Annotated in this window: 12 protein-coding genes; all 12 read right to left on the reverse strand. The window is 65.7% G+C overall.

Annotation, left to right across the window (positions count from 1 at the left end):
- Nucleotides 1–2,850, reverse strand: a complete 2,850-nt coding sequence (locus tag ACQPZ2_RS35155; protein WP_433522353.1) for an ABC transporter substrate-binding protein — start codon at nt 2,848–2,850, stop codon at nt 1–3.
- Between the two features lie 53 nt (nt 2,851–2,903).
- On the reverse strand, nt 2,904–4,445 hold the full coding sequence (locus ACQPZ2_RS35160) for a serine/threonine-protein kinase (RefSeq protein WP_433522354.1): 1,542 nt from the start codon (nt 4,443–4,445) through the stop codon (nt 2,904–2,906).
- Nucleotides 4,446–4,449: 4 nt separating this feature from the next.
- On the reverse strand, nt 4,450–5,691 hold the full coding sequence (locus ACQPZ2_RS35165) for a DUF7373 family lipoprotein (RefSeq protein ID WP_433522355.1): 1,242 nt from the start codon (nt 5,689–5,691) through the stop codon (nt 4,450–4,452).
- A 19-nt stretch (nt 5,692–5,710) separates the two neighbouring features.
- Nucleotides 5,711–7,210, reverse strand: a complete 1,500-nt coding sequence (locus tag ACQPZ2_RS35170; protein ID WP_433522356.1) for a serine/threonine-protein kinase — start codon at nt 7,208–7,210, stop codon at nt 5,711–5,713.
- A 24-nt stretch (nt 7,211–7,234) separates the two neighbouring features.
- The gene (locus tag ACQPZ2_RS35175) at nt 7,235–8,794 is read right to left on the reverse strand and encodes a serine/threonine-protein kinase (RefSeq protein WP_433522357.1); all 1,560 of its coding nucleotides are present in this window, start codon (nt 8,792–8,794) and stop codon (nt 7,235–7,237) included.
- Nucleotides 8,791–10,050: a DUF7373 family lipoprotein gene (locus tag ACQPZ2_RS35180; protein ID WP_433522358.1), complete on the reverse strand. Its 1,260-nt coding sequence runs from the start codon at nt 10,048–10,050 to the stop codon at nt 8,791–8,793. Before ACQPZ2_RS35180 ends, ACQPZ2_RS35175 begins: the two co-directional genes overlap by 4 nt.
- Entirely contained in the window at nt 10,037–11,503 is a 1,467-nt protein-coding gene (locus ACQPZ2_RS35185) for a serine/threonine-protein kinase (RefSeq protein ID WP_433522359.1), read from the reverse strand. The genes ACQPZ2_RS35180 and ACQPZ2_RS35185 overlap by 14 nt, the downstream gene beginning before the upstream one ends.
- Nucleotides 11,504–11,654: 151 nt before the next feature.
- Nucleotides 11,655–12,566 carry a GTPase Era gene (gene era, locus ACQPZ2_RS35190; protein ID WP_433522360.1) on the reverse strand — a complete coding sequence of 304 codons (912 nt, stop codon included), beginning with the start codon at nt 12,564–12,566 and terminating at the stop codon, nt 11,655–11,657.
- On the reverse strand, nt 12,556–12,918 hold the full coding sequence (locus ACQPZ2_RS35195; protein ID WP_433522361.1) for a cytidine deaminase: 363 nt from the start codon (nt 12,916–12,918) through the stop codon (nt 12,556–12,558). The genes era and ACQPZ2_RS35195 overlap by 11 nt, the downstream gene beginning before the upstream one ends.
- Nucleotides 12,915–14,264 carry a hemolysin family protein gene (locus tag ACQPZ2_RS35200; RefSeq protein WP_433522362.1) on the reverse strand — a complete coding sequence of 450 codons (1,350 nt, stop codon included), beginning with the start codon at nt 14,262–14,264 and terminating at the stop codon, nt 12,915–12,917. The genes ACQPZ2_RS35195 and ACQPZ2_RS35200 overlap by 4 nt, the downstream gene beginning before the upstream one ends.
- A complete protein-coding gene (gene ybeY, locus ACQPZ2_RS35205; RefSeq protein ID WP_040688009.1) occupies nt 14,261–14,815 on the reverse strand; it encodes an rRNA maturation RNase YbeY in 555 nt (184 codons plus the stop codon). Before ybeY ends, ACQPZ2_RS35200 begins: the two co-directional genes overlap by 4 nt.
- Nucleotides 14,816–14,879: 64 nt before the next feature.
- A complete protein-coding gene (locus ACQPZ2_RS35210; protein WP_433527606.1) occupies nt 14,880–15,944 on the reverse strand; it encodes a PhoH family protein in 1,065 nt (354 codons plus the stop codon).
- Nucleotides 15,945–16,152: the final 208 nt, after the last annotated feature.

Genomic DNA, 16,152 nt, shown 5'->3' on the forward strand with positions numbered 1-16,152 from the left:
TCAGCGATCGGGCGGGGTCCAGATCTCGGTATCGCTCTTGGTGCCCGCCGGGCACCCGTCCGGACCCCGGCCGTTGACGACGCCCTGCGGATACATCAGCAAGCACTGCCGCGGCTGGTCGGACTTCCCGAGGCCGGTGGCGACGAGGATCCCGATGGTCGACTCGTCGGCCACCCGACCTCGGGAGAAGTACAGCGTCCCGGTGACTCCGAGATAGTCGGTCCCGCGCAGTTGCAGTGCGATGGCGGCACGATTGACATCGCGGGCACGCTCGGGCCGGGCGCGATTGGCGCGGACCGCCTGCAGGATCACACCGGCTACGTCGTACGCCAATCCGGTGCGGTCGCCGGGCCACGAAGGATGGTAGGGAGTCAGATCGGGGTAGGCAGCGAGATCCGCTACGAGCCTGGGTAATTCACCGCACAGCTCCTGAAAGTCGATGGTGGGCGCTTCGATACCGATCACACCGTTGCCGCGCACGCACTCCGCGCCGCCCAGAATGACAGGCACCCCCTTGGCGACATAGCGCACGGTCAGACTCGCCGGTAGCGCCGCCATCGCCTTGGGATCGGCGATCAGGCGTGTCACCGTATCGGCGCCAAGGATCGCGGGCGATTCCGTGGCCAGGCACCCCCGCGTGACGGCATTGCCGAAGGTCGCGAAGTCGTCGTTGCGCCCCGCGAAGAACAGCAGCGTGTGACGATTGAAACCCGGCGTCTCGCACGGTGCCGGAAATCCGTACAGTTCCTGCTGCACGTCCCAGCTGCGACTATCGCGTGGCACCCCGCGTCGGTCGAGTTCAGCGTTCAGGTCGCTCACCAAGGTGTTGACATAGACGTCGTCGGCGACGTTCGGATAATACACCAGCACACGGTCGTAACGTCGGCGTCCGGCTTCCGGTCCACCGTCCGGATAACGCGCTCCCTCAACATAATCCGCGATCAGCCTGGCCTGGACCCGATTGCTCGGCACGGACTGGAAGAACATCGGCGACGCGGCCTCCAACCCGTCGGCCGACAGTGTCGTCGCGACGACCGGGACCCCGAGATCGCCCAATTTGCCGATCGCCCGCGCCGTCTCCGCGGTGCTGCGGTCCATTCCGACAACACCGAGCACTCCCGTGTCCTTGCGCAGCATATCGGCCAGCAGATGATCGACCACCCACGATGCCTCGCGCATATTCGAACCACCGTTGGCGACAACGATGCGCAGCAGCGGCTCCGATTCGTCGGGTGCGCCGATGGCACGGCGCTGCCGCACGGCCAATCCGGCCAACTCCTGTACCTGCGCGTGCGGATATCGAACATTGCTGTCGGAGTAGCTGATTCCAGCGAAATAGACGAGCGAAATCAGCGGTCGCCGCGGATTCGCGCGGCGGATATCGGTGGCAATCTTGTTCTGCCGGAACACTTCCCGCTGCATCGCCGACAGTTCCCGGTCGTCGGCGAAAACCTGCCGGTCATTGTCGCTGTAGCCGACGCATTCACCGCCACGTTCGGCCACCGCGATGCCGGAGGTCCACGGCCAATGCGAACAGGGGACGCCGCGCAGCGCCGGGACATACACCAGCGCCGTCGCCGCCAATGCCGCCACCGGGATCAGCACACAGATCGTGACAAACCATTTGCGGGCGGCAAGGGGCGGCGCGGGTGGCACGGCCAGGTGGGTGCGGTCGGGGTCGCCGATCCGGCCGTGTGCCGGGTCGGGCAATGCCAACCGCAGATACCAGGCGTCCGACAACCGGTGGGTCCGGCTGTTGTCGATATCGCGCAGCCATTGCTGCAGCGGATCCGGCACCGGTCCGGAAGCCGTTCTGTCGTCCAGACTTTCGAGGTTGTCGAGACTGTGCAGATCGCCGACGCTCGCAAGTTCGTGCACCGGCTGCGCGGGTTCCAGATCGCGCGGATCGTGATCTAGGGCGGCGACCACCACCAGCGGATCGAAAATCCCTGTCTCATTGCGGATATCGTTGATCCGGTGCAGCAGTTGGGCACCGGGGCTACCCACCGCGACGGTGTCGAGCAGCGCCACCGGATAGGCGGTGCGGCGCCAGCTCGACGGCCGCCAGATCCGTTGCCGGTACGCATCGCGCAGGTCCTCGAGGAATGCGTGCACCAGCAGCTTGGCGACCTGGTCCTCGTTCTCGTCATTGCGCAGCGGGGCGGTCAGCCGCGTCGCGAAACCCAGGAAACTGTCGGACAGTTCGGGTGCCATATACCGCTGGTGCATGAACCAGCGGGTCTCCTTCGACAGCCCCGGCACCATTCCGCTGATCCACATCCACAGCCGCAGCACCGGCCACAATGCGAGCACGGCGAAGACCACCCGGGTGATCCAGTCCCCCACCTCGCCACCCATATCGGAGTCGCGCGAACCGAGTCGCAGCAACTTCGGCAACCGAGTCCGCAACTCCACCGCTGCTTCGGTGTCATCACTGATGACGCGCTGCCTGGTGAGCCAGTCCGCGGTTCGATAGCGCGGGAACGAAATCGGGCCCATGGCGGTGTCGTCGGTGGAGAACCCCGTGACCAGCCGCTGCAGAATCGGCAGGCAGTGCGCGTCCACCTCCTGGCCGATCGCGCGCGGGTCGGGCCGGATGGCATCCGGTGCCAGACTGTGCAATTCGACCCGGGCGCGCGGCACCGCGCGACGACCACCGGACTCGCCGAGCCAGCGATAGATCTCCGTGAGCAAGTCACCATTGGCCGCGGGCCCGACCAGGCATATCAGCGGACGCGGCAGCTTGCGCCGCCTACGCACCAGAGTTCGCAGCACCCGGGGACGCTCATGCGGCACATACAACGTCCGCAACAACTCCAGGAGCTTGCCGATATCGTTGGCACCTCGCACCGCAGTGACCTCCCCCGTGGTTCAATACTCCGACGGTACAAGACCTCTCGGTGCTAGATCGGTGCGTTTCGCCACCAGCGTTCGAGGAGGTCCCGGCCGGACTCGCCACCGAATACCCGCAACTGACAGAAGCTACGCCCGCTGTCGGCGAATTCGACCTGTACCGTTCCGGCGGGTCGACCGGCCGGACCGGAGATGTCTTGCCAGATCACGCGGCCGCGGCCGGACGGGCGTTCCCACTGCTCGTCCCCGGCGACGGGCGCATCGGTAAAGGGCTCGACAGTCATCGCGACTCGATTGGCATTGCATCCCATGACGAGCAGTTCCAGCGGATTGCGATCGCCGTTGCACGATAGGTAGGTCGTCGCAGCCACCGCCTGGTTCACATCGATCGGTCGCTTGTCCGAGTCGACCGCGACACATCGCATGCCCTGATAGCCGCTGTCCGCCGGGGTTTTCGGAAGTAGCTCGGGCAGCACTCGAACCATGTAGCTATAGCCGCCCCATGATGCGGCGCCAGTGGCAACCGTCGTTGTGGGTGTCATCGCGGCACTGCTCGACGCGACCACCGCACTGGACGCCGCCGAAGCATCGGTCGAGGTCACATCTCTCGAATTCCCTTTCAACGCAAGCGCACTCGCGACACCGAGCACAACGACCGATGCCGCGATACCGACGGCAAGCGCGATGCGTCGACGCGACCGCTGCCTCGCCGGTGGCCGCAGATCGAGCGTCGCCACATCAGCCCGGCGATCGAAGGCGGCCGCCGCCGCCTGCGCGAGTGCACCACAGGAGGGATAGCGATGCTCCGGGTTCTTCGCCAGCGCCCGCGCGATCACGTCATCGATCGCCTGCGGCAGCATCGGATTCGCGGCGCTCGCACATGGCGGCGGATCCTGGATATGCGCCTGCAGCACCGCGACCGGGGTGCTGCGGGGAAAAGGCTTTTGCCCGGTCAGCAGTTCGAACAGGGTGCAGCCCAGCGCGTAGATATCGGCGCGATGATCGACCGGGCCTGCGATCAACTGCTCCGGCGCGGCATAGGCCAGCGTCGCCAAGACCGTACCTGCCTCGGTCAGCGCCGTCGTTTCGATTACGGCCCTTGCTATTCCGAAATCGGTGACATAGACGCGATCCTGCTGACCCGGCCGGGGCTGCAACAAGATGTTCGCCGGTTTGACATCGCGGTGCAGCATCCCGACCCGATGGGCCTCGTCGAGACCCCGAGCGGCCGCATCGATAATGTGCAGCGCCCGTTCAGGTGTCAGCTCTGCGGGCCCGCGGCGGATGAGTGCCGCGGCGTCGAAGCCGTCGACGAACTGCATCGCGATCCACAGCCGACCTTTCTCGACACCTCGATCGTGCACCGCGACGATATTCGGATGGTCCAGCCGGGAGGCCAGCTCGGCTTCACGAATGAACCGAGCGCGAAATTCCGCGTCCGCACTGTGGTCTTCGGACAACACCTTCAGCGCGTCACGGCGCGGCAGTCGCGGATGCCTGGCCACGTACACCGCACCCATTCCGCCGCTGCCGAGTGTCCGCTCGATCACGTACCCGGCGAAAAACGTACCCGGAACGAACTTTCCAGCCATATCCCTACTCGCTGTTCAATAGCAGAGCGAGTTGCGCCGCGACCTGCTGATGGGTGCTCTTCAGATCGCGGCCGCGGATCAGCGCGATGTAGCGACCGTGCACGAGTCGACAGATGATTCGCAGCGGGATCTGCGGGGGCACATCGAGCTGCTCGAAGCACCGAACGTCCGGCACCGCGTCCGGTGTCGGCGCGGGACGGATTGCGGAATCATGTTCGAGCTCGGGCTCCGGGAAAGCCCGGCGGGCGGCGATCGCATCCGGATACCGTTCGAGCTCATTCCAGCCGTTGATGGCGTCCAGCTCGAGCGAACTCGGGTGTTTGCGCGAGCCGTTGAGGTAGGAGCCACGTGGACCGAAGACGATCCCGGTCACCATGGCAGCGGTGCGCCAGCCCGCATTCTGCTCGTAGTCGGTGATCGCAACCGTCGGAAAGGGCCAGCGCCCAGGTACCTCGGCGATCAGCTTCGCAAGCATGCGGTCACTGTCGAGAGGCAGCGCGGCGAGCTTGTCCGGCGGCGTGGCCGAAAAGCCGCCCAACCGTGTCGATTGTGCTTCGAAAGCCTGGCGTGCCACCCCGGTGAGTACGGCCAGATCCGGACTCGTATGCCCGACCAGCACACTGATCACGAAAGATTCGTGCGCCATCGTCGCGGCCAGCGTCGGCACGTTCGGGCGCCAATGCGCGAATGCCGACGGCTGGTTCGCGATGACGACCGGCATATTCTCGGGACTCACCGCAGCATCAACCGCATCCATCTCCCGAGCGGCCTGCCGAGCCGCGTTGGCATCCGGAAATCGCAGTAGTACAACGGTCAGTAACCGGGACCGACCGGTAACGGGCGCGCCTACCTGTTCCTTGTCCGCGCCGCCCACCATGAATCCGGCCAGCATCCCATACCGTTCGAGCACCGGGCGCACCGTTTTCGCGAGCACCCGCGTCGCCTTCGCTGGCGTCGGTAGCGGCAACGCGCCACCGGTCTCGAAGGAGAATTTCAGGGACGCGTCGGCCTCGACCGGATCGATGACGGCCTCCGCCATCCGGGCTGATTCCAGTGTTCGCCCGTAGCCTTCGTTGCCGTTGGGCGGGGTGAGGGGGTCGGTACTGTTCACGCCGATATCGAGCGATTTCGGATTCGGATTGGACGGCACCGGATGCCCGGACAGCGCGCAGCTCGCCGTCAGGATCGTCACCAGGACCGCGACCACCGTGGCGGACAGCGCTCGCGCCTGGCCTGCGTGGTGCATGCGGGGGCTACGCTTCGTCTCAGATCGGCGCATCGAGCCACCACCGCGTGCGCAGATCCGCACCGGACTGCGCGCCGATCACCCGTAACCGACAGAAGTTCCGATTCGGACTCTCGAACGACACTTCCAACTCGCCGAGGACTCCTCCCACACGGTTCGTGTAATTGCCCCAATGCAATTCGCCCGCACCGGAGGACCGGGTCCAGCGCTCCGCACCCTCCGGCCGCTCTTGCGGAGCCGCCGGTCGCATGGCCGAGCGATCTGTATTACAGGTGAGAATGATCTGCTCCATCGGATCTTGGTCGCCGGTGCAGTTCAGCCGATCGATCGGCGCCCGCGTATCGAACGAAATGGGGTCCCCACTCTGATCGAGGAACTTGCAATCATGCAGTTCTCGATAGCCGATGCCGAGCGGTGTGGCCGGCAGCAGATCGGGAAATGCCTCGAAGACAATGGCATGTGGACTCCACGCCGCCGCCGATGCGGCAGCCGCGCGGTCGACACTGGTACTCGGTCCTGCCCCGGCGGACGCGGCCGGTTCGTTTCGGCTGATCCGATGCGCCGCCGAAACCAGCACCGCGACAAAGGCAATGGCGACCACCATCGCACCGAGCAGCAACCGCCGCCGATCCGGCCCGCGCGACGCGGGAGCGGGGACAACCACGGTCTGATCCGATGAGGGAAGCAACGCCGCCGTGGCCGCGGTCGCGAGCGCACCGCAACTCGGGTACCGGTCCTCCGGCTGCTTTGCCATGGCCCTGGCGATCAGCGCATCGAATGCCATTGGCACGCTGGGATTTCCGCGCGAGGGTCGCGGCGGTGGCTCGTTCAGATGCGCGTGCATCACCACCCCAGGACTGTCCCGCTGGAACGGGACCGAACCGGTCAGCATGTGATACAGCGTGCAGCCGAGCGAATAGACGTCGGCGCGATCGTCCACGTCGGCACCGTTGATCTGCTCCGGCGCGGCATAGGCCACGGTCCCTGGCATACCGCCATCGCCGGCCACCGTCGTCACATCGCCCACATCGCGGGCGACGCCGAAATCGGCGATCAGCACCTGTTCCGGCCCATCGGGCTGTTGGGCTACGAGGATGCGGCCCGGCCGCACATCCCGATGCAGCAGACCAGAGCGATGGATCTCGTCGAGTCCGCGTGCGGCCTCGGCGACGATGCGGACCGCGCGCTCTACATTCAGCTCGGTCCGGCCGCGCCGGATCAACTCACCGACATCGACACCGTCCACATACTGCATCGCGATCCACAGCCGGCCGTCCTGTTCACCACAATCTCGGACCGCGACCACATTGGGATGCTGGAGCCGGGCGGCGATTTCGGCCTCGCGCAGGAAACGCGCACGAAAGTCTGGCTTGTCCGCATAGTCATCGGACAGAATCTTCAGCGCGTCGCGGCGCGGCAGCCGCGGATGCCGCGCCAGATAGGTGGCGCCCAAGTCGTCGGCACCGAGGCGTCGCTCGATGCGGTACCCGGCGAATGTAGTGCCCTCGGCAATGTCCACGACGTCTTTCCTCGCTTACTCGGTTCAGAACGGCGCGCTACGCCACCAGCGGTCGTACAGATCTCGTCCGGAGTTTCCGCCGGATACGAACAGCGAACAGAAGTTCCGCTGCGGATCATCGAACAGAATCCGGAGCAGGCCCTGCGGCCGATTCGGTCCGAGCGGGTCATTGTCCGCGGTAGTGGTGTCGAACCAGAGAATCCGGCCACGCCCGGATCGGCGCTCCCATCGCTCATCGCCGATCGGGACGAAATCAGGGTGCGCGAAGTAATTGGTCGGGCTGCGATTCGAATTGCAGCCTACGAGAACCGACTCCACCGGATCCCGGTTTCCATTGCAATCCAGATCAGCGACCGCGGGCGCGGGCTGATTCACGTCGACGGGACGATTGTTCAAGTCCCGCGCGACGCACCTGAGGCCCTGGTAGCCGCTCTCGACCGGAGTGGCCGGAAGCAGTTCGGGAAAGGCCTGCGCGATAAAGGTGTGGCTGCCCCAGGACAGCCGACCGTTCGTGGTCGTAGCAGTGACGGCGGGCGGGCTGGTCGCCGCAGTGCTCGTCGTCGACGCGATCGTGCTCGGCGTCGCCGAGGGGTCGGCGGAATTCCTTGTCAGCACGACCGCACTCGCGACACCGACGACAACGACCGATGCGGCGATACCGATCGCGAGCCCGACGCGCCGCCGCGCGGGACGCCTCGGCTCGGTATTGCCCAGGTCGATCGTGAGCGCATCCGCCCGGCCGTCCAGGGCGGCGGCCGCCGCATCGGCCAGCGCACCACACGACGGATAACGATCATCCGGGTTCTTCGCCAATGATCGCGCGATCACCCGATCGATGGCCTGCGGCAACAATGGATTAACCGTGGTGGCACGCGGCGGCGGGTCCTGGATGTGCGCCTGCATCACCGCGACGGCAGTATCGCGCGGAAACGGCTTGGTGCGGGTGAGCAATTCGTAGAGCGTGCAGCCGAGCGCGTACACATCGGCCCGCCGATCGACCACGCCACCCATGAGCTGTTCCGGCGCGGCGTAGGCCAGAGTCGCCAGCACCGACCCGACAGTGGTCAGCGCGGTTGATTGTCCTGCGGCCCTGGCTATTCCGAAATCGGAAACGAAGACCCGATCCGGTTCGCCGGGACGCGACTCGAGCAGAATATTGGCGGGTTTGACGTCACGGTGCAGCAGTCCCGCGCGATGCGCGGCATCCAGACCGCGCGCGGCCGATCCGACAATGTGCGACACCCGCTCCGGCGCCAGGACGGCGGCGTCGTGGCGGATGAGCTCGGCCGCGTCGATGCCGTCGACGAACTGCATCGCAATCCACAGCTGACCGTCGTGCACCCCTCGGTCGTGCACCGCGACGATATTGGGATGCTCGAGCCGGGCGGCGAGTTCGGCCTCCCGAATGAATCGAGCACGGAACTCCTCATCACCGCTATGGGTCTGTGCGAGCACTTTGAGCGCATCGAGGCGCGGGAGCCGCGGATGCCGCGCGACGTACACCGTCCCCATTCCTCCGATGCCCAGCACCCGCTCGATCAGATACCCGGCGAAAACTGTTCCCGGGGTGAGGGTCTCGGTCATATACCCCGCTCACTGTGCACCAGCAGCCCGTACTGAGCGGCAACCCGCTGTTGGAAGTCGTGCAGCGTCCGACCGAAAAGTACTGCGACATAACGCCCGTACAACACGGTGCAGGTATAGGTGAACAGTTGTGCGATCAGGTCGCCCGACTCCTTCGAACAGCTGACATCCGGCACCCCGGCCGGGCCGGGTATCGATTGCAAACCGTCCTTGTCGGCCTTGTCCTGAGCCTTCGCGAAGGACTTGCGCGCGGCGGCCACATCAGGGAACCGCATCAGAGCCTCCAAACCGCTGAAGGCCATGAGTTCCGGCGGATTCGGCTTCCCGACTCCCCGGTACAAAGCAGTCGCATGTGTGCCGTATACGACGCCACTTGCCTGGGGAGCGCTGTCCCAGCCCGCGTTCTCTTGTTCGGTGCCGAAGGCCACGGCGGGAAACGGCCAACGCCCCGGCGCTTTCGGCACCATACGCGCGATCATGCCATCGCGGTCCAGCGGCAGTGCCGCGAGCTGTTCGCGCGGGGTGACCGCGAACCCGCGCAGTCTGGGCAGCTGGGCATCGAATGCCTTGCGCGCCAACGTGGTGAGGGCGGCTAGGTCGGCAGAGGTATGTCCACCGAGCAATGTGACGACGAACGACTCCTGCGCGAGCGAGACCGCTATCGTCGGCACGTTCGGACGCCAATGACCATGTGCGGCCGGATATTCCGGGATGGTGACGGAAACATTCTCGGGACTGACCGACGCATCGACCGAGTCGATCTCCTCGGCGGCCCGCTGCGCCGCGGTGGGGTCCGGAAATCGCAGCGCCAGTATGGTCAACAGCCGGGCGGCGCCGACGACCGCGGTACGCTCGACCGCCTTGTCTGTGCGCCCGACCGCGAAACCAGCCAGCATTCCCCGCTTTTCGAGGACGGAGCGAACCGGCGCCGCGAGATACGCGCCCGCTTTGGCGGGCGTCGGCAGCGGCACGGCGCTGAAGCCACTCAGGGAGAACGTCAACGTCGAATCCGACTCGCTCGGATCGGCCATGACCTCACCCAGCCGCATCGATTCGATGACCCTGCCGTACTGCTCATTGTCGACGGCCGGTTCGTGCTGCGGTTCGAGGCTGTATCCACCGGCATCGAGCGACCCGAGATCGGGTCGTTGCGGGCTCGGCCGCCCGTGCACGGTACAGCCGGTAGCGAGCGCCAGCACGACCATCATGCCGGTCAGTGCGGCACGGACCTTGCGTACCCGATCACAGCGGCGCATCAGGCCACCACCGATCGTGGAGTTCGGTGCCGGACGCGGCGCCGTGCGCGTGCACGGTGCAGAAATTCCGGCTCGGATCGTCGAAGTAGACCTCCAGCTGGCCGCGGATCTTGCCATCGCTTTCGATATCGGAACCCCAGTTCACATGTCCGGTGCCGGACGACCGGACCCAGCGTTCATCACCCTCCACCCGAGCAAAGAAGCGATCGGGGAAGATCGGCGACTTATCGACATTGCATTTGACGGCCATGGTGCGCGCCGGGTCGCCATCACCGATGCAGAACAGCTCGCCGACCGCGGTGGGTGCGTCGTCGAAGGAAACGGTATTACCTTTCGCGTCGAGTGGAATACAGCCACCGACGTCCTTGTACCCGGTCGCTATCGGCGAGGGCGGCAGCAATTCGGGAAATGTCTGGGCGATATATGCGTAAGAACCCCACTCAGCGGCGTTCACATTCGGCGGGCCCGCCGTGGTCGTGGGTGTCGATGTGGTGGCGGGTGGATCGCCGCCGACCCACAGCACTGTCGAAATCACGCTCGCCACAATGACGACACCCAGCAGCCCCGCCACGAGCAACCGATCGCGACGCTTGGTCTCCGGTCCGGAATCGGTGAGCGCTTCCCCGGCCAGCGCCGCCCGCGCCGCCGCCGCGAACGCTCCGCAACTGGCGAACCGCTCGTCCGGCCGCTTGGCCATGGCCTTGGCGATCACCGTGTCGAATGCCGTTGGCACGCTGGGGTTTCCGTGTGAAGCCCGAGGCGGCGGCTCGTTCAGATGCGCGTACATCACCGCCCCCGGACTGTCCCGAGGGAACGGGACCGAGCCGGTGAGCATGTGATAGAGCGTGCAGCCCAGTGCGTAGACATCGCCACGGTGGTCCATCGGATCACCGCTGATCTGCTCCGGCGGCGCATAGGCCAGGGTGGCGGTGGTCCCACCGGAGGCGAGGGTGGTCGAATCGTCGGCGGCACGGGCGATTCCGAAGTCGGTGACGAGCACCCGATCGGATCCGTCCGGCTGTTCGGCGACCAGGATATTTGCCGGTTTCACATCGCGGTGCAGCAGACCCGCCTGATGGATCTCGTCCAGGCCGCGGGCCACCTCCACGAAAATCCGGACCGCACGCTCGATTCCGAGCGCACCACGCTTGATCAACTGGGCGGCATCGACGCCGTCGACGTACTGCATCGCGATCCACAGTTGGCCATCGTTCTCGCCGCGATCGCGCACGGCGACCAGGTTGGGATGCTGTAGCCGCGCGGCGATTTCGGCCTCACGCAGAAATCTGGCCCGGAATTCCGGATCCTCCGCATGGACATCGGAGAGGACCTTCAGCGCGTCCTTACGCGGCAGCCTCGGATGCTGGACCAGGAATACGGTGCCCATACCGCCCGCGCCGAGACGGCGTTCGATCTGATACCCAGCGAATACCGCACCCTCGACCACGCTCACAGCTCAGCCCTCCGTATGCGTCGGGACCCTTCCGACGCACTTGCGGCGGCCCGGAATCAGCACGGACAGCCGTCAACGGGCCGACTATAACAGCGCGGGGCGCATTGCCACAGCGGGCTCCAATGCCCCCATTCCTGGGGGTATCCAGCTGTCAGAACCCGAGCTTGCCAAGCTGTTTCGGGTCGCGCTGCCAATCCTTGGCGACCTTGACGTGCAGGTGCAGGTAGATGCGGACACCGAGGATGTGCTCGATTTGTTTGCGGGCGTTGGTGCCTACCTCTTTGAGGCGGGCGCCGCCCTTGCCGATGACGATGGCCTTCTGCGAGGGGCGTTCGACGTAGAGCAGCGCGTGCACGTCGAGCATGTCGTCGTTCTCTTCGCGCGGGAGGACTTCTTCGATGACCACGGCGAGCGAATGCGGGAGTTCGTCGCGGACGCCCTCCAGGGCGGCCTCGCGGATGAGCTCGGCCATGAGGGTTTCCTCGGGCTCGTCGGTGAGCTCGCCGTCGGGGTAGAAGGCCGGGCCCTCCGGCATTTTCGAGGCGATGACGTCGACCAGGACCTCGACCTGCTCGCCCTTGACGGCGGAGACCGGTACGACGTCGTGGTCCGGGCCGAGCAGTTGCGACAGCGCCATCAACTGTTCGGCGACCTGGTCGCGACTCACCTTGTCGATCTTGGTGACCACCCCGAGCAGAGTGGTTTTCGGCGCCATCTGCTTGATCTGCTGCAGGATCCACTTGTCGCCGGGTCCGATTTTCTCGTCGGCGGGAATGCACAGCGCGATCACGTCGACTTCGGAATACGTATCGCGGACAAGGTCGTTCAGGCGCTGGCCGAGCAGCGTGCGCGGGCGGTGCAGACCCGGGGTGTCGACCAGGATGAGCTGGGCGTGCTCGCGGTGCACGATGCCGCGGATGGTGTGGCGGGTGGTCTGCGGGCGCGAGGAGGTGATCGCGATCTTCTGGCCGACCAGCGCATTGGTCAGCGTCGACTTGCCGGTATTCGGGCGGCCGACGAAACAGACGAAGCCGGAACGGAATTCGGTGAACTTATCGGCCACCCTGCACCTCCGCGCCCGCGGCATCGTCGACGATCTCGAAGACCGCACCCGAGCGGTCGGTGAAGACGATGCGCGCCTCGGGCGAAACCTCGCGAACCGCGAAGACGCCCGCATCCGATAGCTTGCCGCTGACTACCACGGCCGCTTCGAATCCCTCTGCGCCACTGGAAATCGCGGCCGCGACGGCGGCCTGCAGGGCGGTCAGTCGCAGGGACTGCAGGGCGACGTCACCGGCCGCGTAGGTGCGGCCGTCGGTATCGCGGATGGCGGCGCCCGAGTTGCCGCCGGTGCGGCCGAGCGCGCCTTTCGCCAGCACCACGAGTTTGGTGTCCTCGGCATCCAAATCGGTCATTCGCTGTCTCCGTTCTCATCACGATCGGTCGGGATTTCCCGCTCGGATCCGTTACTTTTGCGCTTGCCGTTGGCCTTCTCGGCATGCGATTTCTCCGGCGCCTTGCGCACCACAACGGTATGCACCCGCACCCGTCCCCGCGCGTCCGCACCGCCTTCGCCACGCAGCACCAGGCCGTGCACAACGGCTTTGGAGCCGGGCAGCGGCACCCGGCCCAGTGCGTGGGCGAGCAGGCCGCCGACGGTGTCGACGTCCTCCTCCTCGATTTCCAAGCCGTACAGGTCGGCCAGATCGTCGACCGACAGTCGTGCCGAAACCCGGTAGCGGCCCTCGCCGAGATCCTCGATGGGCGGGGTTTCGTCGGTGTCGTATTCGTCGGCGATCTCACCGACGATCTCCTCGAGCACATCCTCGATGGTCACCAGTCCGGCGATGCCGCCGTATTCGTCGACCAGTATCGCCATATGGTTTCTGCGGCGCTGCATTTCGTCGAGCAGGCTGTCCAGCGGTTTGGAGTCGGGCATGAACACCGCCGGGCGCATGGCATCGCGCACCTGTACCTTGCGGCTTCTATCCGCGTATGGCACAAGGTCTTTCAGGTACACCACGCCGAGGATGTCGTCGACGTTCTCGCCGACCACCGGAATGCGGGAGTGACCACTGCGCACCGCGAGCGACGTCGCCTGTGCCGCAGTCTTATCCGCCTCGATCCAGACCATTTCGGTGCGCGGGACCATGACCGCGCGGGCCGGGGTATCGCCGAGTTCGAAGACCGACTGGATCATGCGGCGTTCGTCGTCGGCCACCACACCGCGCTCACTGGCCATCTCGACCACTTCCCGCAGCTCGATCTCGGATGCGAAGGGGCCGTTGCGAAATCCCTTACCGGGGGTGATCGCATTGCCGATGAGGATCAGCAGCCTGCTGACCGGACCGAGTACCGTGCCGATGAACTGCAGCGGCAGCGCCGAGGCCAAAGCAATGGAGTAGGCGTGCTGACGGCCGAGTGTGCGTGGACCCACTCCGATCACCACATAGTCCACCAGCACCATGACGGCCGCGGTGAACAGCAGCGCCCAATTGTCGTCCCATAGCGGAATCAGCGCCGCCGCCAACAGCACAGTCGCGCAGATCTCGCACAGAATACGAAGCAGCACAAGCAGATTCACATATCGCGGCCGATCGGCCACGATCCTGGTCAGCCGCACCGCACCGGGCCGCTCCGCCCGGACCATATCGTCGAGACGCGCCGGTGAGACGGTGTTCAGCGCCGAATCGACTCCGGCGAACACCCCACCGACCGGGACGAGCAGAACCGCCAGCAGGATCAGGGTCAGCGAATTCACGCGGGGCCTAGCGCCTCACCGGGCGTTGTGAAACCGGCCTTCCCCAGCAGCCGGGCATCGCGCTCGGCCAATTCGGCGCGCCGCTGGGCCTCGCGCAGGCTCTCGTACCACTCCTCGAGCAGCCGCGCCTGCAAGGCGAACATCTCCTTCTCCTCCTCCGGCTCGGCATGGTCGTAGCCGAGCAGATGGAGCACGCCGTGCACGGTGAGCAGGGCGAGTTCGTGATCGAGCGAGTGACCGGCCTTGCGGGCCTGACCGGCGGCGAATTCGGGGCACAGCACAATATCGCCGAGCATGGACGGACCCGGTTCGGCGCTGTCCGGTCGACCACCGGGCTCCAGTTCGTCCATCGGGAAGGACATGACATCGGTCGGGCCGGGTAGGTCCATCCAGCGCATATGCAGATCCGCCATGGTGTCGAGATCGACGAGCACCATCGACAGCTCGGCCGCCGGATGCACGTCCATCCGGCCGATCACGAATCGCGCGACACTGACCAGGTCTTCTTCGGGTACGTCGACACCCGACTCGTTGGCGATCTCGATGCTCACCTGATCAGGGTATTCGGTGTGCCCGGGCCCGCACCGCGCGGCTGGCCCGGACACGTCCGTCGCACTATCGCCGATCTCCCCGGCTCGCGGCGCGGCGCTGTGCGCGATTGCCCGGATAGTGCGGTCCGACCTGGGTGACCCGCTCGGCCTCGGCCCGCTCGTAGGCGTCGACGATATCGGAGACCAACCGGTGCCGAACCACATCGCTGCTGGTCAGCTGGGCGAAATGGATATCTTCGATGCCGGTCAGGATCTCACTCGCCGCGCGCAGACCCGAGCGCGCGCCATTGGGCAGGTCGACCTGGGTGACGTCACCGGTCACCACGATCTTCGAACCGAATCCGAGCCGGGTGAGGAACATCTTCATCTGCTCGGCCGTGGTGTTCTGCGCCTCGTCGAGAATGATGAACGAATCGTTCAGCGTGCGACCTCGCATATACGCAAGCGGTGCGACCTCGATGACACCGGCCGCCATCAGCTTCGGAATGGCCTCCGGATCCATCATGTCGTGCAGCGCGTCGTAGAGCGGGCGCAGATAGGGATCGATCTTCTCGTTGAGCGTGCCGGGCAGGAACCCGAGCCGCTCGCCCGCCTCGACGGCGGGACGGGTGAGGATGATCCGGTTGACCTGCTTGGTCTGCAATGCCTGCACAGCCTTGGCCATCGCCAGATACGTCTTGCCGGTACCCGCGGGGCCGATGCCGAACACGATGGTGTTGGCGTCGATCGCGTCGACGTAACGCTTCTGGTTGAGTGTCTTGGGCCGGATGGTTTTACCGCGCCGGGACAGAATGTCCAGGCTCAGCACCTCGGCCGGGGATTCCGAGGAACCCTCGGTGAGCATGGATACGGTGTGGCGCACCGCCTCCGGAGTCACCACTCGATTGCGACCGGTCAGCGCGACGAGCTGTTCGATCACCCGCTCGGCGAGCGCGACATCGGCCGCCTTGCCGGTGAGGGTGACGGAATTGCCGCGGACATGGATATCCGCATCCAGCAACTGCTCGAGTTCACGCAGGTTCTGGTCGGCCGAACCGAGGAAGGGGAACACGGATTCGGGAGCGAGTTCGATGCTGGAACGCACGGTGCGCGCTGCCGGGCCTGTACCGTTGTCTGCACCTCGGGGGATGGAGGCCGACGAAGTCGGTGGGGTGGGTAAACTCCCGCCTGCAGTGGGGGTAGTCGGGTCGCCGATCTCGCCTTGTGTTCTCAAAAGTGGCTATAGCCTGCTTTCCGGTCTCGAATTGCTGCGTCGTTGATGAAAGTTTAACGCGCCCCACTGACAACAGGCAGTGAATAAACGGCTACCACGGCCGCAGCGATTGCTTGCAGGTCGC

The organism is Nocardia pseudovaccinii, assembly GCF_050942345.1.
GTDB lineage: Bacteria > Actinomycetota > Actinomycetes > Mycobacteriales > Mycobacteriaceae > Nocardia > Nocardia pseudovaccinii.

Coding starts and splice junctions, on each gene's coding strand:
- ACQPZ2_RS35160 (WP_433522354.1), bottom strand. CDS start 4,445: ATGGCTGGAAAGTTCGTTCCGGGTACGTTTTTCGCCGGGTACGTGATC.
- ACQPZ2_RS35165 (WP_433522355.1), bottom strand. CDS start 5,691: ATGCACCACGCAGGCCAGGCGCGAGCGCTGTCCGCCACGGTGGTCGCG.
- ACQPZ2_RS35175 (WP_433522357.1), bottom strand. CDS start 8,794: ATGACCGAGACCCTCACCCCGGGAACAGTTTTCGCCGGGTATCTGATC.
- ACQPZ2_RS35180 (WP_433522358.1), bottom strand. CDS start 10,050: ATGCGCCGCTGTGATCGGGTACGCAAGGTCCGTGCCGCACTGACCGGC.
- ACQPZ2_RS35195 (WP_433522361.1), bottom strand. CDS start 12,918: ATGACCGATTTGGATGCCGAGGACACCAAACTCGTGGTGCTGGCGAAA.